Annotated in this window: 20 protein-coding genes; 11 read left to right on the top strand and 9 right to left on the bottom strand. The window is 73.9% G+C overall.

Going from position 1 to position 20,068, the window contains the following annotated elements; all coding sequences use genetic code 11:
• Positions 1-11 precede the first annotated feature (11 nt).
• Positions 12-1,499, top strand: coding sequence for a DNA-binding protein NsdB (locus tag ACX9I7_RS13265; RefSeq protein WP_358628724.1), 1,488 nt, complete (start codon positions 12-14; stop codon positions 1,497-1,499).
• A gap of 81 nt (positions 1,500-1,580) precedes the next feature.
• Here ACX9I7_RS13265 and ACX9I7_RS13260 read toward each other — a convergent pair whose 3' ends face one another.
• Positions 1,581-3,116: a PP2C family protein-serine/threonine phosphatase gene (locus tag ACX9I7_RS13260; protein WP_459387444.1), complete on the bottom strand. Its 1,536-nt coding sequence runs from the start codon at positions 3,114-3,116 to the stop codon at positions 1,581-1,583.
• A 331-nt stretch (positions 3,117-3,447) separates the two neighbouring features.
• Between ACX9I7_RS13260 and ACX9I7_RS13255 the strand changes: the two genes are divergently transcribed.
• The 3 genes from ACX9I7_RS13255 (at position 3,448) to ACX9I7_RS13245 (ending at position 5,825) form a co-directional block, all read left to right on the top strand.
• Positions 3,448-4,875: a HEAT repeat domain-containing protein gene (locus tag ACX9I7_RS13255; protein ID WP_459387443.1), complete on the top strand. Its 1,428-nt coding sequence runs from the start codon at positions 3,448-3,450 to the stop codon at positions 4,873-4,875.
• Between the two features lie 88 nt (positions 4,876-4,963).
• A complete protein-coding gene (locus ACX9I7_RS13250; RefSeq protein WP_387572719.1) occupies positions 4,964-5,524 on the top strand; it encodes a hypothetical protein in 561 nt (186 codons plus the stop codon).
• Between the two features lie 103 nt (positions 5,525-5,627).
• Positions 5,628-5,825: a DUF5302 domain-containing protein gene (locus tag ACX9I7_RS13245; protein ID WP_189450529.1), complete on the top strand. Its 198-nt coding sequence runs from the start codon at positions 5,628-5,630 to the stop codon at positions 5,823-5,825.
• Between the two features lie 89 nt (positions 5,826-5,914).
• Here ACX9I7_RS13245 and ACX9I7_RS13240 read toward each other — a convergent pair whose 3' ends face one another.
• Both ACX9I7_RS13240 and ligD read right to left on the bottom strand, forming a co-directional pair.
• A complete protein-coding gene (locus ACX9I7_RS13240) occupies positions 5,915-6,421 on the bottom strand; it encodes a hypothetical protein (RefSeq protein WP_387572716.1) in 507 nt (168 codons plus the stop codon).
• 154 nt (positions 6,422-6,575) lie between these two features.
• Positions 6,576-7,589, bottom strand: a complete 1,014-nt coding sequence (gene ligD / locus ACX9I7_RS13235; RefSeq protein ID WP_459387442.1) for a non-homologous end-joining DNA ligase — start codon at positions 7,587-7,589, stop codon at positions 6,576-6,578.
• Positions 7,590-7,667: 78 nt separating this feature from the next.
• On the opposite strand from ligD, the gene ACX9I7_RS13230 reads away from it, so the two are divergent.
• Positions 7,668-8,744, top strand: a complete 1,077-nt coding sequence (locus tag ACX9I7_RS13230; protein ID WP_459387441.1) for an ATP-dependent DNA ligase — start codon at positions 7,668-7,670, stop codon at positions 8,742-8,744.
• A 109-nt stretch (positions 8,745-8,853) separates the two neighbouring features.
• On the top strand, positions 8,854-9,915 hold the full coding sequence (locus tag ACX9I7_RS13225; protein WP_387572707.1) for a glycoside hydrolase family 6 protein: 1,062 nt from the start codon (positions 8,854-8,856) through the stop codon (positions 9,913-9,915).
• Positions 9,916-9,933: 18 nt separating this feature from the next.
• Here the strand turns inward: ACX9I7_RS13225 and glxA are convergent, their stop codons facing one another.
• Both glxA and ACX9I7_RS13215 read right to left on the bottom strand, forming a co-directional pair.
• The gene (glxA, locus tag ACX9I7_RS13220) at positions 9,934-11,910 is read right to left on the bottom strand and encodes a radical copper oxidase GlxA (RefSeq protein ID WP_459387440.1); all 1,977 of its coding nucleotides are present in this window, start codon (positions 11,908-11,910) and stop codon (positions 9,934-9,936) included.
• Positions 11,911-11,965: 55 nt separating this feature from the next.
• Positions 11,966-13,795: a glycosyltransferase family 2 protein gene (locus ACX9I7_RS13215; RefSeq protein WP_459387439.1), complete on the bottom strand. Its 1,830-nt coding sequence runs from the start codon at positions 13,793-13,795 to the stop codon at positions 11,966-11,968.
• A gap of 207 nt (positions 13,796-14,002) precedes the next feature.
• On the opposite strand from ACX9I7_RS13215, the gene ACX9I7_RS13210 reads away from it, so the two are divergent.
• Genes ACX9I7_RS13210 through ACX9I7_RS13200 form a run of 3 tightly spaced genes read left to right on the top strand, consistent with a single transcriptional unit; the run spans position 14,003 to position 14,722 of the window.
• Positions 14,003-14,188 (top strand): hypothetical protein, encoded by a 186-nt coding sequence (locus ACX9I7_RS13210; RefSeq protein ID WP_126913020.1) that lies wholly within the window; start codon positions 14,003-14,005, stop codon positions 14,186-14,188.
• Positions 14,189-14,193: 5 nt separating this feature from the next.
• Complete coding sequence (locus tag ACX9I7_RS13205) at positions 14,194-14,538, top strand: ArsR/SmtB family transcription factor (RefSeq protein WP_387572699.1); 345 nt, start codon at positions 14,194-14,196, stop codon at positions 14,536-14,538.
• A 55-nt stretch (positions 14,539-14,593) separates the two neighbouring features.
• Positions 14,594-14,722: a DUF6126 family protein gene (locus ACX9I7_RS13200; protein WP_229357789.1), complete on the top strand. Its 129-nt coding sequence runs from the start codon at positions 14,594-14,596 to the stop codon at positions 14,720-14,722.
• On the opposite strand, the gene ACX9I7_RS13195 is transcribed toward ACX9I7_RS13200, so the two are convergent.
• Positions 14,698-15,264 (bottom strand): TetR/AcrR family transcriptional regulator, encoded by a 567-nt coding sequence (locus ACX9I7_RS13195; RefSeq protein WP_459387438.1) that lies wholly within the window; start codon positions 15,262-15,264, stop codon positions 14,698-14,700. The two genes, ACX9I7_RS13200 and ACX9I7_RS13195, sit on opposite strands and share 25 nt — an antisense overlap.
• A 109-nt stretch (positions 15,265-15,373) precedes the next feature.
• Between ACX9I7_RS13195 and ACX9I7_RS13190 the strand changes: the two genes are divergently transcribed.
• Positions 15,374-15,820, top strand: coding sequence for a nuclear transport factor 2 family protein (locus tag ACX9I7_RS13190; RefSeq protein ID WP_387572693.1), 447 nt, complete (start codon positions 15,374-15,376; stop codon positions 15,818-15,820).
• Here the strand turns inward: ACX9I7_RS13190 and ACX9I7_RS13185 are convergent.
• Together ACX9I7_RS13185 and ACX9I7_RS13180 are read right to left on the bottom strand one after the other, a co-directional pair.
• A complete protein-coding gene (locus tag ACX9I7_RS13185; RefSeq protein WP_459387437.1) occupies positions 15,762-16,328 on the bottom strand; it encodes a cupin domain-containing protein in 567 nt (188 codons plus the stop codon). The genes ACX9I7_RS13190 and ACX9I7_RS13185 overlap by 59 nt on opposite strands.
• Positions 16,329-16,340: 12 nt before the next feature.
• Entirely contained in the window at positions 16,341-17,558 is a 1,218-nt protein-coding gene (locus ACX9I7_RS13180) for a cytochrome P450 (protein WP_358628686.1), read from the bottom strand.
• A gap of 186 nt (positions 17,559-17,744) precedes the next feature.
• On the opposite strand from ACX9I7_RS13180, the gene ACX9I7_RS13175 reads away from it, so the two are divergent.
• Positions 17,745-18,731 carry a DUF6528 family protein gene (locus tag ACX9I7_RS13175; RefSeq protein ID WP_459387436.1) on the top strand — a complete coding sequence of 329 codons (987 nt, stop codon included), beginning with the start codon at positions 17,745-17,747 and terminating at the stop codon, positions 18,729-18,731.
• Positions 18,732-18,735: 4 nt separating this feature from the next.
• On the opposite strand, the gene ACX9I7_RS13170 is transcribed toward ACX9I7_RS13175, so the two are convergent.
• Positions 18,736-19,944: a hypothetical protein gene (locus ACX9I7_RS13170; protein WP_459387435.1), complete on the bottom strand. Its 1,209-nt coding sequence runs from the start codon at positions 19,942-19,944 to the stop codon at positions 18,736-18,738.
• Positions 19,945-20,068 lie beyond the last annotated feature (124 nt).

The raw sequence follows: 20,068 nt of genomic DNA, 5'->3' as shown, positions 1-20,068 counted from the left end.
GGGGGCTTGACGTGACGAGGGAACCCAACACCCGCCTCGCGGACCTGTTCGGCCTGGCCGGCTGGTCCAAGGGCGAGCTCGCGAGACTCGTGAACCGGCAGGCGGCGGCCATGGGCCATCCGCAGCTGGCGACCGACACCTCGCGGGTGCGGCGTTGGATCGACATGGGGGAGTCCCCTCGCGATCCCGTGCCCAAGGTGCTGGCCGCCCTGTTCACCGAGCGACTCGGCCGTGTCGTGACCATCGAGGACCTCGGGTTCGGCCGGCGCGGGCGCGCCGGCAAGGCGCAGACCCCTGACGGGCTGCCCTGGCCGCCCGAGCGGACCGCCGCGGTCCTCACCGAATTCACGGGAATGGACCTCATGCTCAACCGACGCGGCTTGGTGGGCGCGGGCGCCGCGCTCGCCGCAGGCTCAGCAATCAGCGGCGCGATGCACGACTGGCTCCACATGGACCCGGTCCTGGCCTCCGACGCCCCGCACTTCGACGATCCCCTGCGCGTCAAGGCCGCGCAGGCGGACCCCGCCGCCTTCGACCGCTACGAGGCGGCCCCGGTCGGCTCCCTCGAGATCGACGCGCTGGAGCACTCGGTCGAGATCTTCCGGGTCTGGGACGCCCAGCGCGGTGGCGGGCTCCAGCGCAAGGCCGTCGTCGGCCAGCTCAACGAGGTGGGCGGCATGCTCTCCTACCGCCACCCCGACCACCTCCAGCGCAGGCTGTGGGGTGTCGCCGCCAATCTGGCGGTGCTGGCCGGCTGGATGTCCCACGACGTGGGCCTGGAGCCCACGGCCCAGAAGTACTTCATCATCGCCGCCCACGCGGCCCGGGAGGGCGGGGACCGCCCGAGGGCCGGCGAGGCCCTCTCCCGCTGCGCCCGTCAGATGGTCCACCTGGGCCGGCCGGACGAGGCGATGGATCTGATGAAGCTCGCCAAGTCCGGTTCCGGCCCCGAGACCCTGCCGCGCACCCGGGCGATGCTCTACACGGTCGAGGCCTGGGCCCAGGCATCGATGGGGCGCGGCCAGGCCATGCGGCGGACGCTCGGCGAGGCCGAGGATCTCTTCGTCGCCGACAAGGGGGACGTCGCCCCGCCGAGCTGGATGCAGATGTTCGACGAGGCGGATCTCCACGGAATGCAGGCCCTGGCCTACCGCACCCTCGCCGAGCACGATCCCACGGCCGCCCCAGTCGCCCAGCAGCACGCCAAGCGGGCGCTGGAGCTGCGCGGGGGGCAGCGCCAGCGGTCGATGATCTTCGACTACATCTCCATGGCGTCCGCCTGTTTCATCGGCAACGACCCCGAGCAGGCCGACACCTTCGCCCGGATGGCGCTCACCACGATCAATGAGACGTCCTCCCACCGCACCTGGGACCGGCTGCGGGAGATGTACCGGCTCACCGGGAAGTACGCGGACTACCCCGCCCTCTCGCCGCTGCGGGAGGACATCCAGCGGGCCCTGTCCAAGGCTCCGGGGAAGAACCGCCCGACGGCCGTATGACCCGAGCCGCCGGCCGGAAGTCAACCATGAGCCCCATGAGGCCATGAGCCCCATGAGGCCATGAGCCCTATGAGCCGAGCCCTATGAGCCGATGCGGGCGATCAGTACGCACGCGTCGTCCTCACGCTCCTTGTCGCCGAACTCCTCCAGTACCGCCCGCAGGCAGTCCTGAGCGGTGTCCGCCATGGCGAATCGCGGCGCGAGCTCCAGCAGCCGCCGGGCACCGGCCCGGTCCGCCAGCCCCTCGGTGTGGAGCAGCAGCACATCGCCGGGCAGCAGCCGCTCCTCGGTCTGCGCGTAGGCGGCATCCGTCATCGCGCCGAGCAGGACGCCCTCCGGCGGCCGCAGCGCCCGGCCCGCCCCGTCGCGGAAGAGCAGCGGGGCGGGGTGGCCGGCCTGGGACCACAGGAGGGTGCCGGAGGCGGGCTCGTAGCGGCAGCAGACCGCGCTGCCCAGGGCGGGCTGGGCGGAGGATTCCAGGAGGTGATTGAGCCAGCCCATCAGGGGGCCGGGCTCGGCCCCGGAGACCGCCATGCCGCGCACCGCGCCCAGCAGCATGGCCATGGTCGAGGTGGCGGCCACCCCCCGGCCGGCAAGGCCGCCGACGGTCAGCAGCGTCCGGCCGCCGGGCAGCTCCATCGCGTCGAACCAGTCGCCGCCGATGAGGCTGCTGGTCGAGGACGGGAGGTAGTGCCCGGCCAGGTCGAGGACGCCCCCGCCCGGGGCCGCGGGGCCGGCGGGGACGCTCTGCGGGAGCCGCAGGGAGCCGCGCCACGGTGGCAGCACGGCTTCCTGCAACTCGACCGCAAGCCGGTGCTCGGTCCGGGCGGCATCCCGCCGGCGGTGCGCCGAGTCACGGGTCTCGTGCACCTCCCGGCGGAAGCGCCGCAGATCGCTGACGTCCCGCAGCACGGCCCACATGGAGCTCGTGCAGCCGTCGGCGTCGAGCACCGGCTCGCCCATCATGTGCACCGTGCGCACGGCGCCGTCGTCGCCGCGCACGATGCGGAACTCCCCGTCGATCGGCTTCCCGTCCACCAGGCAGTCGGTGACCATCGTGGTCAGCAGCCCGGTGTCCTCCTCCAGGAGGGTGGAGGGGAGCTCGTCGAGGGTCAGCGCGCCGTCCTCGGGGCGGCGGCCGAAGAGCGCGAAGAGCTCGTCGGTCCACGCCACCTCGTCGGTCAGCAGGTTCCACTCGGCGCTGCCCGCCCTGCCGGGCGTCGCCGGGCCGCTCCCGGCCGCGAGGCCGTCCCCGTCCGCGCCGTCGTCCTCGGCGACGCGCGTGGCCGTGCCGGCACCCCGGGTCGCCGTGCCGCCCTCCGCGCCGACGGAGGCGGCCGTGCCGCTCCCCGCCCCGGCGTACCGGGAGGTGGGCAGGCCCGCGCGGAGCTGGCCCAGCTGCTCGCCGAGATCGTCCGCGTGGTGGGCTGCCAGCTCGCACAAGGCGCGCTGCCAGTGGAGCCGGGGGTCGTCCGAGGTCTCCGCGCTCGCCACCGCCTCCCGGCGCACGGCGTCGATGCCGCCTCTGAGCCGCCGCGTCTGCGAGATGAGCGCGTCCACCTGGCCGCGCTCGGGCGGCTCGGCGGCGGGACGGTCCGCGGACTGTGGGGACGGCATCACGTACTCCGATACAGGCGGGGCGCGGCCGGCTCCGGGGATCCGCTGGAGCGGCCGGCAGGACTGCTGTCACGACTGTGGCACAGGGAGCGACGGGCTGTAAGGGCTTTGGCAATACCCGATACGGTGGTGCTTGAGGCATATGCCGACGGCATGGGTGGGACATTTCCGGCGGCACTCCGCGGAACCCACCGCTCCGGGTAGGCTGCGGCGCTTGGGAGTACCCGAGTTTCCACAGTTCACCAGGCATAGCACAGGTGGACACCGGCAAGAATGCCGTCCGGAAGGAAATCCCGTTGCCAGCCGACTCCTCGCACCGGATGCTGACCCCATGTTCGATCCAGACATAGCGCCCAGCGGCACCCTGCTCGGCCTCCTCCAGCGAGGCCGCGGCGACGGGACCCTGCATGCCCTCGCGGCGCCGCGGGCCGAGGCGCTCGCGGCGCTGAACCACTGCGTGCTCCGCGACCCCCGCCGCGACTGGCAGGTGGAGAACCGCTCCCTCTACTACGCGCGCCTCTATCTGGACCTCGGCGGCAGGCTCGGCGAGATCGAACAGCACCTCTTCCACCCGGACGACCTGATCGACACCTCCGAGGAGCGCACGGGCCTCGCCCTGGCCGTCCTCGGCCACCTCGCCTCCTACGGCCGCGACGACGCCCTCGTCCTGCTGCGCCGCTACGCCGCCACCGGCGGGAACTGGGCCTGGGCCCTCGACGAGCTGGCCCTGCGCGACGACGACGCCGGGCTGCGCGCCCTGGCCGCCCCCGTCCTCGCCCGCTTCCCGCACACCCCCGAGGGCGAGGCCGAGCTGGCCGCCGCCGTCCGCGACGCCTTCGAGCCCCGGCCCTGGCGGCTGTGGGCCGACGACCGCCGGGCCCCCGCCACCGCGGCCCGGGTGCGCGCCGCCCGGGAACAGGGCTCGTTCGACCGCTGGCAGCGCCAGCTGCGCCCCACCGGCCCCCGCCCGGGCTGGAGCGTCCGCGAGGTCCTCGACTGGGCCCAGCAGGGCCTCGACGCCCACCCCACCCAGCACCGCCATGTGCCGGCCACCCGCTGCCTGACCGCCGTGGCCGGGCCCGAGGACCGCCTGGAGATCATCGAGGCCGCCGCGTTCGGCCCCGAGGCCGCCCGTGCCACCGCCCTGCGCTACCTCGCCGAGCACCACGACCCCCAGGCCCTCGACCTCATCGAGACGGCCGCCGCCGACCCCGGCGAGCTCGTCTCCTCGGCCGCCGTGACCGCCTTCGAACGGATGCGCAGCACGGCCGCCCTGGAACGGGCCCGCGCCTGGATCCACCGGGGCGACGCGCTGGGCGCGGCCGCGGCCGGGATGCTCGCCTGCCGGGGCGCCGCCTACGACTCCGCGCTCGTCCTCGCCGCCCTGCGCCGCACCGTGCGGACCGAGGGCTGCGACGCGCCCGTCCTGTGGGACCTCGTCGACGGGGCCGGCCGGCTGGCGATCACCTGCGCCGCACCCGTGCTGCGCCACATCTACCGCGAGACGGCCTCGTCCCATCTGCGGGGCCGGGCCGCGCGCGCCCTCGCCGCGACCGACCCCTCCTTCGCGACGGGCTTCGCCGTCGAGTGCCTGTGGGACTGCGAGGAGTCGACGCGGGAGCTGGCCGCCCGCCACGCGACGACGGCCGACGCCCGCGTCGTCGACCAGCTGCGCAGGCTCGCCGCCGATCCGGCCGAGGAGGCGGAGGTGCAGACGGCGGTGCGCAGCCGCTTCGAGCCGGAGGCTCCGACGGTCTGACCCCCGGAGCCGGCACCCCGGCCCGCACCCGGCGACGGACGCGGGCCCCGGTTCCCCGCCGCTCCGCGCGGGCTGCGAAGCTGACGGTATGTCACGATCAGCATCCAGGGGCGTCCCCACCGGGGCCGCCCCCTCCCGCCGCGCCCTGCTCGCCGGAGCCGCCGCGCTCGCCCTGTGGCCCACGGCGGCGATGGCCGCCGAGCCCGCCCGCGCCGCCGGGGGCGCGCCCGTCCGCGTCACGGAGGGGCAGGTCGCCGAGGCCGCCCCGGGCCAGGCGATCCTCTACCCCAGCGTCACCAGCTGTCTCACCGTCACCGTGCGGCTGGGCGGCGGAGCGAAAGTCGGCGCGCACGCCAGTCTGTTCCGGGTGCCCGGTGAGCTGCGCTCGGACGAGATCCTCGGTGCCGTGCGGCGCCGGGTCGCGGGGCGCCGGGTGCTCGCCGTCGAGGTCAGGGGCGCCGTCGGCGCCTGGGACCCCTCGTACTTCACCAAGGCGATCGAGGCTTACGGCGACGGCGAGACCGTGCCCTTCCCGACGCGGCCCGACCCGGAGGGGCTGGCGCGCGCGGTGGCCGCCGGTCTCGGGCTGCCGCAGTCGGTGCGGGTGAGCGTCGAGGACGTGCCCGACGGCGACCAGACGGTCCGCTGACACCGGCCGTCCACCGGGGGCCCGGCGGCCCGGAAAACGGGCGGCCGACCCCGGCCGGTGTGTGTCAAGCTGTGGCGAAGGCCCCTATGACCAGGAGGTTTCAATGGCGGACGACACAAGCGCCCAGGCCCCGGAGGGGCAGGAGGACGACGTGAAGCGCAAGTTCCGGGAAGCGCTGGACCGCAAACGCGGGAAATCGCCGGAAGGCGCCTCCGGCGGCCGGGGCCGTGACGGCTCCAAGATCCATGGCACTCACGGCAAGGCGGGCGGGCAGCGTTCGTTCCGCCGCAAGAGCGGCTGAGCGGCTGACCGCGCCCGGCGGCCCGGCGCCGCGCCCCATGGCCTGACCAGTCCGGGAGCCCGGACTGGTCGGTGCCGTCGGGCGGGACGTCACCCCATGGGGCCGGAGGGCTGCTCGGCCTCGACGCTGCGGGACTGCGGGGGTCGGGCCGGCTGCGGGGGCCGGGCCGGCTGCGGCGGGCGGACGTTCTGCGGGCGCGTCTGCTGGGCGTCCTCCAGCATGCCCTTGCTGACGTTCTTGCAGACGGGCACGGCGCCGGTGTTCTCCACGTACTTCGCCGAGACCCAGGTGTTGCGGTCCCGCAGCAGGTACCAGACGGGGTTGCCCGCGACGTCCTGGGCGTGGGCCTTGCAGCGCAGGGCCACCTGGGTGTGGTACTTTAGCACGCCCTTGACCGCGGAGTCCGTGGTGGGGAAGCCGCGCTCGTTGATGCCCGTGCTGGAGACGACCGCACCGTACGGCCGGATGGGCGGGACCGGCGGCGCATCGGCGGAGTGGGCGGCGGGGGCGGCGGCCAGCAGGGAACCGCCGAGGGTGACGGCCGCGATCACACCGGCCGAGACCCTTCTGCTGCGGATCGCGAGTGTACTGATCATGGGAACTCCCTCGATGCGAAGTGGATCACGCATTGACCGGGTTCCACATGAAATGTCGCCATAAACACAAATCAAGTTGACGGCCCGCATGGACGGCCCGGATGGCTGATCCGGGCGCTCCTCCGGGCGCGTTCGGCGTGCGCCGGCCGTCCGTTCAGTCATCGGTCCGCCGGGCCCGGCTGGGCTGCACCCGCTTGGGCTCGCCCTTCATCTTCGGGTGCTCCGGCGGATAGGGCAGATCGCCCAGGCCGTGCTCCCGCTCGTCGCGCGCGGCCAGCTCCAGGGCCGCCTCCAGGTCGCAGGGCTGTTCGTCCATGCCCGCGTGGAGATCGCCGACCTCCGCGAACCGGGCCGGCATCGTCGCCAGGTCGAAGTCCTCGGGCACGGCATCGGTCAGCTCGTCCCAGCGCAGCGGCGCCGAGACGGGCGCGTGCGGCCGGGGCCGCACGGAGTAGGCGCTGGCGATGGTCCGGTCCCGGGCGGTCTGGTTGTAGTCGACAAAGATCTTTTCGCCGCGCTCCTCCTTCCACCAGGCCGTGGTGATCCGCTCCGGCGCGCGGCGCTCCAGCTCCCGGGCGACCGCGATGGCCGCCCGTCGCACCTGGACGAAGGTCCACCGGGGCGCGATCGGCACGAAGACGTGGAGGCCCCGCCCGCCCGAGGTCTTGGGCCAGCCGATCAGATCCAGCTCCGCCAGGACGTCCTTGAGCTCCAGCGCCGCCCGCACCGCGTCGGCGTAGCCGGTGCCCGGCTGGGGGTCGAGGTCGATGCGCAGCTCGTCGGGGTGCTCGGTGTCCGAGCGCCGCACCGGCCAGGGATGGAAGGTCAGACAGCCCAGGTTCGCCGCCCACAGCACGGCGGCCGGCTCGCCCGGGCAGATCTCGTCGGCGTACCGGCCGCTGGGGAAGGCGATGCGCCCGGTCGGGATCCACTCGGGCAGGTTCTTGGGCGCCCTCTTCTGGAAGAACGACTCGCCCTCCACCCCGTCCGGATACCGCTCCAGCGTCGTGGGCCGGTCCTTGAGGGCCCGTACGATGCCGTCGCCGACGCTCAGGTAGTAGCGGGCGAGGTCGTACTTCGTGAACCCGCGCTGGGGGAAGTACACCTTGTCCGGGTTGGACAGCCGTACGGTCCGCTCGCCGACGGTGAGCTCGAGCGCCTCTGCCATGCGTTTCACGCTAGGCCGGGCGGCCGGGCGGCGCCTGTCGGCGGGCGGCCGGGAGGCCCCGCCCGCACAATCACGACCATGGACCTTCCGGTGATGCCCCCGGTCCGGCCGATGCTGGCGAAGACCGCCGCCACCATCCCGCCCGGGATGCAGTACGAGGCCAAGTGGGACGGCTTCCGGGCCATCGTCTTCCGCGACGGCGCAGAGATCGAACTGGGCAGCCGCACGGGCAAACCGCTGACCCGCTATTTCCCCGAGCTCACCGGCGCCCTCCTCGAACAGCTGCCCGCCCGCTGCGTCCTCGACGGGGAGATCGTCATCGCGCGCGGCGGCGGGCTGGACTTCGACGCCCTCCTGGAACGCATCCACCCCGCCGACTCCCGGGTGCGCCATCTGGCGGAGGTCACCCCGGCGAGCCTGATCGCCTTCGACCTGCTCGCCCTCGGCGACGCCTCGCTCCTCGACACCCCGCAGAGCGAGCGCAGGGCGGCCCTCACCGAAGCGCTCCGCGACGCGCGCGCCCCCCTCTTCACCGCGCCCGTCACCCACGACCTCGACGTGGCCCGGGGCTGGTTCGAGCAGTTCGAGGGCGCCGGCCTCGACGGGGTGATCGCCAAGCCGCCCGGGCTGCCCTACCGGCAGGGCGAACGCGTCATGGTCAAGATCAAGCACGAGCGCACCGCCGACTGCGTCGTCGCGGGGCTGCGCCCGCACAAGAGCGGCCCGGTCGTCGGCTCGCTGCTGCTCGGCCTCTACGACGCCGGGGGCAGGCTCCAGCACGTGGGCGTGTGCGCCTCCTTCCCCATGCGCCGCCGCCAGGAGCTGATGGCCGAACTGGAGCCGCTGCGCATGCCGGACGCCACCGGCCACCCCTGGCAGGACTGGGCGGACGCGGAGGCCCAGGCCGCCGGCCGGCTCCCCGGCGGCCCCAGCCGCTGGACCGGCAAGAAGGACCTGTCCTGGACCGCCCTGCGGCCCGAGCGGGTCGTCGAGGTCGCCTACGACCACATGCAGGGGGACCGCTTCCGCCACACCGCCCAGTTCCGCCGGTGGCGCCCGGACCGCACCCCCGAGAGCTGCACGTACGACCAGCTGGAGGAGCCGGTCCGCTACGACCTCGCGCGGGTCCTCGGCGGCGAGCCGGAGCCGCGGTAGACCTTCCGGAGCAACGACGCCCCGTACGGCCGCCCCAATGCACGCCTGACGAGTCGCCATATTTCACGCTGGTACGACCACCTGATACCGGCTTGAAGAGGTGACGCTCATGACCGGTGCCCGTACGGTCCGCTTCCGCGCCGGCGCGCGGTACGGCGCGGCGGTCCTGGTGTGCGCCGGGGCCGTGTGCCTCGCCTGGGGGCCCGGTCCCGCGGCGGCCACGGATTCCGGGGACGGCGCGGACTCGCCGTTCTGGGTCGAACCGTCGAGCCGGGCCGGCAAACAGGCCCGGACCTGGGAGGAACGGGGCCGGGACGAGGACGCCGAGGTGGTGCGGCGCATCGCGGAGCAGCCGACGGCCGTCTGGCTGACGGGCGACGACCCCAGGGCTCAGGCAGCCCGCGTCACCGAGGAGGCCGAGCGCGCCTCCCGGATCCCCCTGCTGGTGGCGTACAACGTCCCGCACCGCGACTGCGGCCAGTACTCCTCGGGCGGCGCGCCCACGGCCGCCGCCTATCGCGCCTGGGTCTCCCGCGTGGCCGCCGGCATCGGCGAGCACCGGGCCTGGGTGGTGCTGGAGCCGGACGCGGTCGCCCAGTGGGCCTCCGGCTGTCTGCCGAAGGCCGCGGCGCGCGAGCGGCTGGGGCTGCTGGCCGAGGCGGTGCGGACGCTCAAGGCCCGGCGGGGGGTGTCCGTGTACGTGGACGCGGGCAACGCGGGCTGGATCTCGGACCAGGCGCTGCTCGCCGGCGCGCTGCGCGGGGCCGGGGTCGGGGCGGCGGACGGCTTCGCGCTGAACGTCTCCAACTTCCATACGACGCCGGTGACGCGGGAGTACGGCGACCGGCTCTCCGCGCGGCTGGGCGGGGCCCACTACATCATCGACACCAGCCGCAACGGGAACGGGCCGCTGAGGAGCGACGAGCCGGGGGCGGAGAGCTGGTGCAATCCGCCGGGGCGGGCGCTGGGCACGCCGCCCACCACGGCGACCGGCGATCCGAGGGTCGACGCGTTCGTGTGGGTCAAGCGGCCGGGGGAGTCGGACGGCAGCTGTCGGGGGGCGCCGCCGGCCGGGCACTGGTGGTCGGAGTACGCGCTGGGGCTGGCGAGGCCGCCGGAGGAGGCGGCGCCCGCGCGGCCGCCGGCGGCGGCCGCGACGACACCGGGCTGACGGGGGCCCGGAGGGACGTCAGCGTACGTACACCCACGCCGCGCGGGACGGCGTGCCCGCGCGGTCCGTCAGGAAGAGCATGTACCAGCCGCCCGGCACCAGCGAGGGGTCCTGAGGGATCGTCACGGCCACCGCCCCGCCGTGGTTGGCCAGGGGCAGTGCCACGGACCGCTGTTCGACGTCCGTCGCGTGGGTCACCGCGCTGGGCCGCATGAGCCGGGCGGTCGCCACCTCGCCCGCGTCGGTGCCCGGCAGGACGAGCGTGGCGCCGTGGGCGGTGCGGAGGGGGCCCGTGGGCGGGGCGGGCCGGTGGGCGCGGTAGAGGTACGGCGGCGTGTACACCTCGATGCGCTTCTCGAAGACCCCCATGCGGGTGTCGTCCTTGTCCGCGAAGAGCGGGTTGGAGCCGAAGACCGCGATCCGCCCGTCGGGCAGCAGCAGGGCCTCCGCGTGGTAGTCGCGGCCGACGGCGGGCGCCGCCGCCGTCTCGAAGGCGCGGGTCCTGGGGTCGTAGAACTGGGCGCGCAGGATGTCCGAGCCGCGCTTGCCCCGGTAGTCGCGGGAGCCGCCAGAGGTGAAGACCCGGTCGTCGGGGGTGAGCACGGCGTTGAGGTAGCGGGTGCCCTGGGGCAGATCGGGCCCGGGGACGTAGTGGGGGGCCGGGGCGCGGAGGTCGGCGATGGCGGTCCGCCCGGTGGACTCGTGCGACTCGCCGACCCCGCCGCCGCCCATGATCATCACCTTGCGGTCCTGAGCCGGGGGCAGCAGCACGGAGGCCGAGGTCTCCGTCATGTCCTGCTCCTCCAGACCGGGTACGGGCACGAAGGCGTTGGTGTCCACGTTCCACAGGCCCGGGGTGCGGCCCGCGTGGGCGGGCCCGTAGCCGGCGTTGGAGCCGGAGTAGAAGAGGCGGCCGCCGGCGGTGAGGAAGAGCGCGGGGTAGGTGGGGAAGTAGCGGTTGGGGCCCGGGGACCATTTGTGGGTCCTGGGGTCGTAGATCTCGTTCTTGCCCGGGATGATCTCGCCCATGTCGTCCAGGCCGGAGACCGCCAGGACCCGGCCGTCCTTGAGGGTGACCAGCGTGGGGTACCAGCGGGCCTCGGACATCGGGTCGACGCGGACGTAGCGCTCGGCGACGGGGTCGAACTCGTAGGCGTCCTTGAGGCCCTGGAAGTCCTTCTTGTCCAGCCCCAGTTTGGCGGCGAGGCCGTAGAGGTCCTGGGCGTCACGGCCGCGCAGCCCCTGGACGCGGTACTGGTCGGCGGTCTGGGTGATGCCCTGCTCCCCGTCGGTGACCGCCTCGACGTAGACGCGGGCCTGGGCGGCGGTGACGGTGACCTTCTTCGGCGCGCGGTCGGTCTGCTCGACGACGTTCTTCTTCGCGCGCGGCACGAGGACGGGCAGCAGCGTGCGGTACCGCTTGCCGGTGGAGCCCACGAACACGGTCCCGGCGGGGAAGGTCCGGGGGGCGTCGGGGTTCTCGTTCTTCACCAGCATCGCGCCGCCGGCCCGTTTCACGTCGCCGGTGAGCTTCTCGTAGCGGGCGGTGCCGCCCGCGACCAGCAGCCGGCCGTCGGGGAGCTGGGCGTGGCCCGAGCAGAACATGTCCTTGGGGGTGTCGATCTCCCGGAAGGTGTTGCGCGCCGGGTCCCACAGGACGCTCTGGAAGGTCCCCGCCCGGAAGTTCTTCTCGTCGTTGCCGGACCCGGCGATCAGCAGCACCTTTCCGGTGCGCAGCAGGGCCGCGTGAATGGCGTTGATCCGGAACCGGGCGGGGACGTCCACCACGTCCCAGTGCCCGTACCGGATCTTGTACGACTCCTGGTTGATCGTGTACTCGTGCCAGGCCCGCTCGGCGAAGCCGGTGGCGGCCGGGCCGTTGGCCGCGATCAGGGCCAGCGCGGCACCGGCGCCCAGCACCGCCTTGCGCGCCTTCCTGTTCGCCCGGAACCGGGCCCAGGACCTCGCCGGGTATGTCTTCCTCGGGAACCTCACCGCATCCACGTCCCATCGCTCGTACGAGTCCCGCGCGCGGTGCGCGCGGCCCCCCTCACCAGGCCCGGCGCCGCTCCCGCCGGCGCCCGGCCCGCCAGACGGCGACCGGGCCGAGGGAGGTCACCAGGGCCAGCAGCGCCCAGCACCGCATCGCCGCGTGGGCGTGGCCGAGCGCCCAGGAGGCGGCCAGCGACAGGGCGAACAGCCCGGCCCACAGCAGATGGCCGCGGAAGGTCGCCAGGCGGTCGGGGCTGGCCGAGTCGCCCTTGGGCGTCACCACGAAGCGCGAGCTCCGTCGCAGCACGGCCTGGGCGAGCGAGCGCGCGTAGAGGGGGGCGGAGAGCGCGGACATCACCATGCCGGCGGCCCCGGAGGAGCCGGCCGGTTCGTGGGGGCTGACGTTGTGGCGCCGGTTCCAGACGTACAGGCCGATCTGGAGGGCGGCCGCGTCGCAGTAGAGCATCAGCCACAGCGACGGCTCCACGGAGATCCCCGAGGCCCCGAAGCCGAGGAAGAGCACGCAGGTCAGGGCGCCCAGCACCCAGTTGAGCGCGGCCATGGGGTAGTAGGCCACCATGAATCCGTAGTTGAGCAGCCGGCCGGGGGAGAGGGACCAGGCCGCCCGCCAGAACTGCCGCAGCAGCGTCTCGTACGTCCCGCGCGACCAGCGCAGCTGCTGGCTGAAGAAGTCCGTCCAGGTCGAGGGGCCCTCGCCCACGGCGAGGACGTCGGGGGTGTAGACGGACTTCCATCGGCGGCCCGTGGCGGGGTTGCGGCGGCGGTGGATCTCCAGTCCGGTGGCCATGTCCTCGGTGATCGAGTCGTAGAGGCCGCCGATCTGCCGCAGCACGCCGACGCGGACGCAGTTGCTGGTGCCGACGAACATGGGCGAGCCGTAGGCGTTGCCGGCCCGCTGGATCAGGGCGTGGAAGAGGAACTGCTGGCTCTCGGCGGCCTTGGTGACCGCCGTGGTGTAGTTGCCGTAGACCTGGGGGCCGACGACGAACGCCACGTCGGGGTCGCGGAAGTAGCCGAGCATCCGCTCCAGGAAGTTGGGCAGCGGCACGTGGTCGGTGTCGACGCAGGCCATGAACTCGTAGGCGTCGCCGTGCGCGTCCAGCCAGGCGTTGTAGTTGCCGTGCTTGGTGCGGGCCCGGTAGCGGCCGGAGGGCTGGTTCCAGCGGGCGACCCCCTTGCGGGAGAAGTGCCGTACGCCCAGCCGCCGGCACAGCCGCTTCACCTCCGGGTCGTCGCCCTCGTCGAGCAGCCAGACGTCCAGCGGCCCGTCGTGCTCGATGCGCACCGCCCCCTCCAGCGTGGCCCGGACCATGGACAGCGGTTCCTTGCCGGGGACGAAGCTGGTGAGGAAGGCGACGCGGGTGCCGGGCCGGGCGCGGACGGGGACGGGGTCCCGGGCCGCCCAGGTGGCATGGGCGTTGGAGGCGACGTTGACGACGCGGAACAGCTCGATCAGCCCGATCGAGACCAGCATCACGGTGTCGAGCGCGCGCTCCCAGCCGCTGACGTAGGGCCGGTACAGCCAGTGCTCGGGGGAGACGAGCCACAACAGGAGGGCGAGGCAGACCAGCGGGCCCGCGGCGACCAGCAGCATCACTTTCACGCCGCCGCCCCCGCCGGGCCCGAGGAGGCGCCGGTAGCGCACCCGGTAGCCGCTGTCGGGGGCCTCGGTGAGCGGCCCGGCCAGTCTGCTGTAGCGCGCGTAGTCGTAGGCCGCGCTCCCGCCGGGCCCGGCGGGAGCCGGGACCCCCGGCGCGCCCGGGCCGAGGCTCCCGGTGTCGCCCACCGCGCCGCCGGGGGCGGGTACCGCGCCGTCGGGGCGGCCACGGGCCGCCGCCAGCCGGGACTCGCTCGTCGAGATCGCCACCACAGACCCCCAGTCGGACCAGGAGGGACAGTGGGAGAAAACCTAACAAAACGGACCTACGATCATGTGATGAACGCCCCGAAAACCGACATCACATCACCTGCACAGCCGAGGGCTACGGTCCGTTCGCCCGCGCGGCCTAGAATTGCGTAATTCTTCAATTCACCAGGTCTGCGAAGAGCCGGACGAGTCAGCGAGGGGGCCGCCGTGAGTGCGTTCGCCGAAGCGATGCGGGAGCGGGTGCGCGCCGCGCGCGCCGACCTCGCGGCCGCGCGGGCGGCCGGGGACGTCTACGCGGCCGCGGTCGCGGAGGACGAACTGGACGACGCCCTGCGGCTGGCCCTCGCCCACGGCATCACCACGGACGAGGACGACGAGCGGGGTGGGAGTTGAACGGCGTGAAGGTGCCGCTGTACCAGGCCAAGGCGGAGTTCTTCCGGATGCTCGGCCACCCGGTGCGCATCAGGGTGCTGGAGCTCCTCCAGAACGGGCCCATGCCGGTGCGCGACCTGCTCACCGAGATCGGGGTCGAGCCGTCGAGCCTCTCGCAGCAGCTCGCGGTGCTGCGCCGCTCGGGCATCGTCACCGCCACCCGCGAGGGCGCCACCGTCGTCTACGCCCTGGCCGGCGGGGACGTGGCGGAGCTCCTCGGCGCCGCCCGGCGCATCCTGACACAGGTGCTCAGCGGCCAGGAGCAGCTCCTCACGGAGCTGCGGGGCGCGGAGAGCGCGGCGGAGCGATGACCCCGTCCACACACTCAAGGGCAAGACGAACCACGACGACCGGAGAGATACGGCCATGACCCACGATTCCGAGAAGTACGCCGAGAAGGCGGTGGGCTGGCGCGTGCTGATCTACATCGTCTTCGGCCACGTCCTGGCCGGCTTCATCTGGCTGCTCTTCTACCTCGGCTCGCACGCGAAGTAGGGCGCCAGCAGGACGGACGCCGCCTCCCGGGCCGTCCGGGCCGCCCCCGGGTCGCCCGACACGGCCGCCGTCACGATCGCGCCCTCCGCGAGGAGGGCGATCTGGCCGCCCACCGGAGCCGGCGCGCCCGCCTCCGTGACAAGACCGCCCAGGTAGCGGCGGAAGGCGTCCTTGTGCGCCCGGGCCGCCTCCGCCACGGCCGGCGAGACGCCCCCCAGCTCGCCGAAGGAATTCACGAACGCGCACCCTCGGAAGCCGTCCTCCGCGAACCAGCGCTCCAGCCAGTCGAACACGGCGAGCACCCGCTCCCGCCCGGCGGGCAGCGCCTCCGCGTGGCGCGCCAGCGCCGCGCGCCAGCGCTCGTCGCGGCGCCGCAGATACGCCTCCACCAGCACGTCCTTGGAGGGGAAGAGCTGGTAGAGGCGCTTGAGGGAGACCCCCGACGCGCCCCGGATCGCGTCCATCCCCACGGCCTGGAGCCCCCGGGCGTAGAAGAGCTCCTCGGCCGCGTCCAGGACCCGGCCCTCGGCCTCCGTCGCCATGGCCTTCATCGCTCCCCCTTTTCGTGCCGCTTGCGCGAGAACCATCGTTCTCCTACGCTACCGCACATCGTGGAGAACGATCGTTCTCCGTGTGGAGAGAGGGAGAACCATGCCCGAGATCACACCGCCGGTCCCGCCGTTCACCACCGAGACCGCCCTCGCGAAGGTGCGCGCCGCCGAGGACGCCTGGAACACCCGGGACCCCGAGCGGGTCGCGCTCGCCTACACCGAGGACTCCGAGTGGCGCAATCGCGACGTGTTCCTGACCGGCCGTCGGCGGATCGTCGCCTTCCTCCGCGAGAAGTGGGAGCGCGAGCTCTGCTACCGGCTCCGCAAGGAGCTGTGGGCCCACACCGACGACCGCATCGCCGTGCGCTTCGAGTACGAGTGGCACGACGCGGACGGCCAGTGGTACCGCAGCCACGGCAACGAGAACTGGGAGTTCACCCCCGACGGCCTGATGCGCCGCCGCTACGCGAGCGTCAACGACGTCGCCATCACCGAGCGGCAGCGACGTCTCCACCTGCCCCCGGAGGCGTCATCCGCAGCGGCGTGAGCTGCTCGATGTCATAGCGGAGGCGCAGCTCGGCGATCGCCTCGTGGTCCACCGCCGGGCCGGAGTTCAGGATCTCGAAGAGCTCCTCGAAATACCGCTCGTGATCGGGCGGCGGCGACGCCTGGAAGAACATCCGGGCCGCCTCGCCCGTCACATTGGCGAACGCGTGCGGACAGCCCGGAGGCACGACGATCACCGTGCCGGCGCGGGCCCTGACACAGCGCTGACCACTGGCGGACTCCCACTCCCGCCAGTTGTCCCGGGTGCGCACGCGCGGCTCGAAGGCGAGGACGTCCAGCTCGCCCTCGAGCACGTAGAAGAGCTCCTCGCTGCGCGTGTGCCGGTGGGCGCCGACGTCGAAGCCCGGGGGGACGACCACCTCGAAGCTGGAGGCGGCCCGCGAGTGCTCCCCGGTCACCTTGAAGGTGACCCGCTGGGCCGCGGTGACCAGCGTCCGGCCCTCGCCCGGGGGCACGACCAGACCGTCGGGGGCGCTGATGAGCGTCATGGCGGGAGCCTTTCACCAGGTGACGGGAAGGTTCTCCGGGCCCCGGATGAGCGCGCTGCGCTGCCAGCGGATCTTCTCCACGGGCTCCGCCAGCCGCAGTTCCGGGAAGCGCCGCAGCAGCGTGGAGAGGATGATCTCCTCCTCCAGCCGGGCCAGCATCGACCCCAGGCAGAAGTGCGGCCCGTGCCCGAAGGACAGGTGCGGGACGTGCTCGCGGTCGAAGTCCAGCTCGTCGGGGCGGTCGAAGACGCTCGGATCGCGGTTGGCCGTGAGGTAGGAGGAGTGCACCACCTCACCGGCCTTGATCGGCACCCCGGCGACCTCGACGTCCTCGGTCGCGATCCGGGCCAGCCCCACGGCGTTGCGGTGCGGGATGAAGCGCAGCAGCTCCTCGATGGCCTGCGGCAGCAGCTCCGGCTCGGCCCGCAGCCTGGCCAGCTGTTCCGGGTGGGTCAGCAGCGCGTAGACCATGTTGGCGCTGTTGTTGCGCACGGCGTGGGCGGCGCTCGCCTGGATCAGCAGGGCGATGGCCACCGCCTCCTCCGTGCTGAGCCCGCCCTGGGCCGTGGCGTCGGCCAGCTCGCCCGCCAGGTCCTCCTGGGGCTCGGCGAGCCGCTGGGCCAGCAGGTCGGTGAAGTACGTCGCCATCCCGTTCTTCGCCCGCTCGCTGGCCTCGCGGCCGTACCCGGCGGAGAGGATCACGTTCGTCCACAGCGCCATCTGCCGCCGGTCGACCTGGGGCACGCCCATCAGATCGCTGATCACGGCCAGGGGCAGCGGCCCGTGGAGATGCTCCATCAGATCGGCGGGCGGCCCCTCCTGCTCCATCTCGTCGAGCAGCTCGTCCGCCGCCCGCTGGGCGCCCGGCCGCAGCCGCTCGAGGCTACGGGTGGTGAAGGACCTGGCCACGGCCTTGCGCAGCCGGGTGTGCTCGGGCGGGTCGGCGAAGCCCACGGCCTCGTCCAGCGGGATGAAGTGCGGGGCGAGCCGGGTGATCGGGCGGCCCAGCACCGCCTGCCGGCTGAACCGGGGGTCCGAGGTGACGAACTTGACGTCCTCGTAGCGGGTCACGAACCAGGCGTGCCCCTCGCCGTTGGGCAGCTTCACGCGCGAGATCGGCTCGTCCCGCAGCTGCGCCGCCATGAAGGGGTCGAAGTCCAGCCCCCGGAGGTCCCCCACGTCCCAGAACCGTACGGGGAACCGCTCCTGCGCTGAATCGGTCGTCGTCATCGATGAGTACTCCCACCCGGGCCGCGAGCACGTCCGTCCGACAGACACGCTCCCCCAGAACGGGCACGCGCGGCGGGCCGCGCCGGGTAAATCACCCGTCCGGCCCACGTCGCGGCGGGGCCGTTCGCGTGACGCGCGGGCGTGGTGCCGCGTCCGTCCGGGGGGTGCGGCCCGACGCTGTGCGACGTGAACACAGGGGTGAGCGGGCCGGTGGCCCTGCTGCTGGCGGGGGTGCTGACGTTCGCGGCACCGGGCGTGGCGGGCGCCCGGGCGGGGGAGCGCGCGGCGGCCGCGCCGATCGTGGCGGCCGACCAGGCGACGCGGTCCGTGTACGTCCTGGACTCCGCGCGGACGCGGTGGGACGCCCGGGACGAGGACGACCCGGGGGTGCTCTGGTCGTGGAGCGCGGACGGCCGGTCCGAACTGTCCGACCTGGACCCCGGCACGACGTGGACCAACCCCAGCGAGGTCAAGTTCCGTTCGCTGAACGGCAGGCGCTATCTGCTGGCCACGGCCTCCGGCGGACTGGCCGCCGTGGTGGGCTACCCCGACCGGGAGGTGTACTGGGCGGCGGACACCGGTACCGGCAACGCCCACAGCATCGACCTGCTGCCCGACGGGAACGTGGCCGTGGCGGCGAGCACCGGCGGCTACGTCCGGGTGTACGCGGCCTCCGCCGGCCCGCGCGCCACGGATCACGCGCAGGTGGCGCTCCCCGGGGCCCACGGGGTGCACTGGGACCCGGGCACCCGGCTGTTGTGGGCCCTGGGCAGCCGGCAGCTCGTCGCCCTGCGGGTGGACGGCTCCGCCCCGGAGCCCGAGCTGACCGTCGTCCGGCGCGTGGACCTGCCCACCCGGGGCGGCCACGACCTGGCGCCCGTGCTGAGCAGGCCGGGGCACCTGTGGGTGGCTACGGCGTCGGCGGTCTATCAGTACGCGACGGGGGAGCAGGCGTTCGTCGGCTACCCGCTCCAGTCGAGGATCAGCGGCCCGGACGTCAAGAGCGTCGGGGACGACCCCGCCACGGGCCGGATCCTGATCTCCCGCCCCGAGCCGGGCCACTCCTGCTCGTGGTGCACCACCACGCTGATCCTCTACCGCCCGGACGGCACCCGGACGCTGCTGCGCGGCGGCATGTACAAGGCCCGCTGGTGGACGACCCGACGCGGGTGAGGACCTAGCGCGACCCCACCGGCGGCAGCTCCCCCGCCAGCCGCGCCCGTACGTCGGCGGCGGCCTCCTCGCTTTCCGGCACCCGCTCCCACAGCGCGAGCAGCGCGGGCGCCAGGAGCGCCGCGCGGTCGCCGCTGTGCTGCCAGCAGTAGTGGGCCCGTTTCAGCGCGGCGAGGGCCTCCGCGTCGGCCGGGCCGCCCCGGTCCAGGCGGTGGGAGGCGGCCGACAGCCACAGCTCGGCGGCGCGCGGATGGTCCCCGGCGAGGCGGGCGAGGTCGGCCCTCACCTCGATCCAGAGGGCGGCCTCGGGGCTGTGGGGGCCGTGGCGGCGCAGCGCCTGCTGTTCCCAGGCGGCGGCCATGGCCGCCGCCTCGTTGTGCCGCCCGGCGTGGGCGGCGGCGAGGATGTCCGGCAGCGGATCCTCCGCCCGAGCCGCCGGTGCGGGGACGGCATGGGCGGCGGGGACGGGCGCGGCCGGCGCGGGTTCGGCGGCGGGCGTGGCCCGGGGTGGCGCCGTGGCGCGCGGCGGGGCCGCCCGGTTGGCGAGGACGGGCCCGGCGTCGCCGTACTGGAGGGGCAGGAAGCCCTCGGGGAGCGTCGCCTGAGCGAGCGCCAGCTGGTGCGGCAGCGCCGGGTCGAGCGCGGGCCCGGCCGTGGGGTGGCCGACCGACAGGGCGGTGAGGAAGGCCCGGGTGTAGGGCCCGGCCTCCAGTGAGGGCTTGGGCGGGCTGGGGGTGATCACCCCGTGGAGGGCCAGGCCGTCGGCGAGCCGGCCGTCGTGGGCGGCGGCGGTGACGTGGGGCCAGGCGTGGGCGTCGGCCTCCGCGTCGACGAGGAGCAGCGTGGGGCCCGCGTGCTCGCGCAGCGTCCGGGTGAGCCACTCCCACGGCAGCCCGGTGTAGCGGACGGTCGTGGCGGTGCTCTCGCGCAGCGCCAGGTGCAGTTCGGCGTTGCGGCGGGTCGGGACCATCAGATGGCCGGTGATCCAGATCAGCAGCGGCCCGGGCACCCGGACGGCGTCCTGGAGGTAGGCGAGGACGCTCTGTGGCCCGGCCATGGCGGGGAGCTGCACCACGTCGGCCGAGGCGGCGGCGAGGAAGCCACGGGGGTTCGCTCCGGCGATGGCGTGGGCGGTCGGGTTCGGCAGGGCGCCCCGCCGCCGGTCGGGAGTGCCGTCCAGCAGCAGAACACAACCATGGGTCGGCTGATCCAACGCGTTCTTCCTTCCGGCCGTTTCGGGAGCCCGTGACGCAACTCTAGGCTCCGGTCCGCGCGTCGCGGCCCGCATTCCCCACCCCTGTCCGGCGCCCGGCATCGACAATCACGACATGGCCGTA

This window comes from Streptomyces sp. L500, assembly GCF_054551825.1.
Note: the sequence above shows the minus strand (reverse complement) of the source record. Positions and strands in the feature narration are given on the sequence as shown.

Excerpts from the sequence above, each read along its gene's own strand:
- ACX9I7_RS13180 (WP_358628686.1), bottom strand. The coding sequence starts at position 17,558 with ATGACGACGACCGATTCAGCGCAGGAGCGGTTCCCCGTACGGTTCTGG.
- ACX9I7_RS13230 (WP_459387441.1), top strand. The coding sequence starts at position 7,668 with ATGGACCTTCCGGTGATGCCCCCGGTCCGGCCGATGCTGGCGAAGACC.
- ACX9I7_RS13190 (WP_387572693.1), top strand. The coding sequence starts at position 15,374 with ATGCCCGAGATCACACCGCCGGTCCCGCCGTTCACCACCGAGACCGCC.
- ACX9I7_RS13200 (WP_229357789.1), top strand. The coding sequence starts at position 14,594 with ATGACCCACGATTCCGAGAAGTACGCCGAGAAGGCGGTGGGCTGGCGC.
- ACX9I7_RS13225 (WP_387572707.1), top strand. The coding sequence starts at position 8,854 with ATGACCGGTGCCCGTACGGTCCGCTTCCGCGCCGGCGCGCGGTACGGC.
- ACX9I7_RS13195 (WP_459387438.1), bottom strand. The coding sequence starts at position 15,264 with ATGGCGACGGAGGCCGAGGGCCGGGTCCTGGACGCGGCCGAGGAGCTC.
- ACX9I7_RS13255 (WP_459387443.1), top strand. The coding sequence starts at position 3,448 with ATGTTCGATCCAGACATAGCGCCCAGCGGCACCCTGCTCGGCCTCCTC.
- ACX9I7_RS13240 (WP_387572716.1), bottom strand. The coding sequence starts at position 6,421 with ATGATCAGTACACTCGCGATCCGCAGCAGAAGGGTCTCGGCCGGTGTG.
- ACX9I7_RS13250 (WP_387572719.1), top strand. The coding sequence starts at position 4,964 with ATGTCACGATCAGCATCCAGGGGCGTCCCCACCGGGGCCGCCCCCTCC.
- ACX9I7_RS13245 (WP_189450529.1), top strand. The coding sequence starts at position 5,628 with ATGGCGGACGACACAAGCGCCCAGGCCCCGGAGGGGCAGGAGGACGAC.
- ACX9I7_RS13185 (WP_459387437.1), bottom strand. The coding sequence starts at position 16,328 with ATGACGCTCATCAGCGCCCCCGACGGTCTGGTCGTGCCCCCGGGCGAG.
- ligD (WP_459387442.1), bottom strand. The coding sequence starts at position 7,589 with ATGGCAGAGGCGCTCGAGCTCACCGTCGGCGAGCGGACCGTACGGCTG.
- ACX9I7_RS13260 (WP_459387444.1), bottom strand. The coding sequence starts at position 3,116 with ATGCCGTCCCCACAGTCCGCGGACCGTCCCGCCGCCGAGCCGCCCGAG.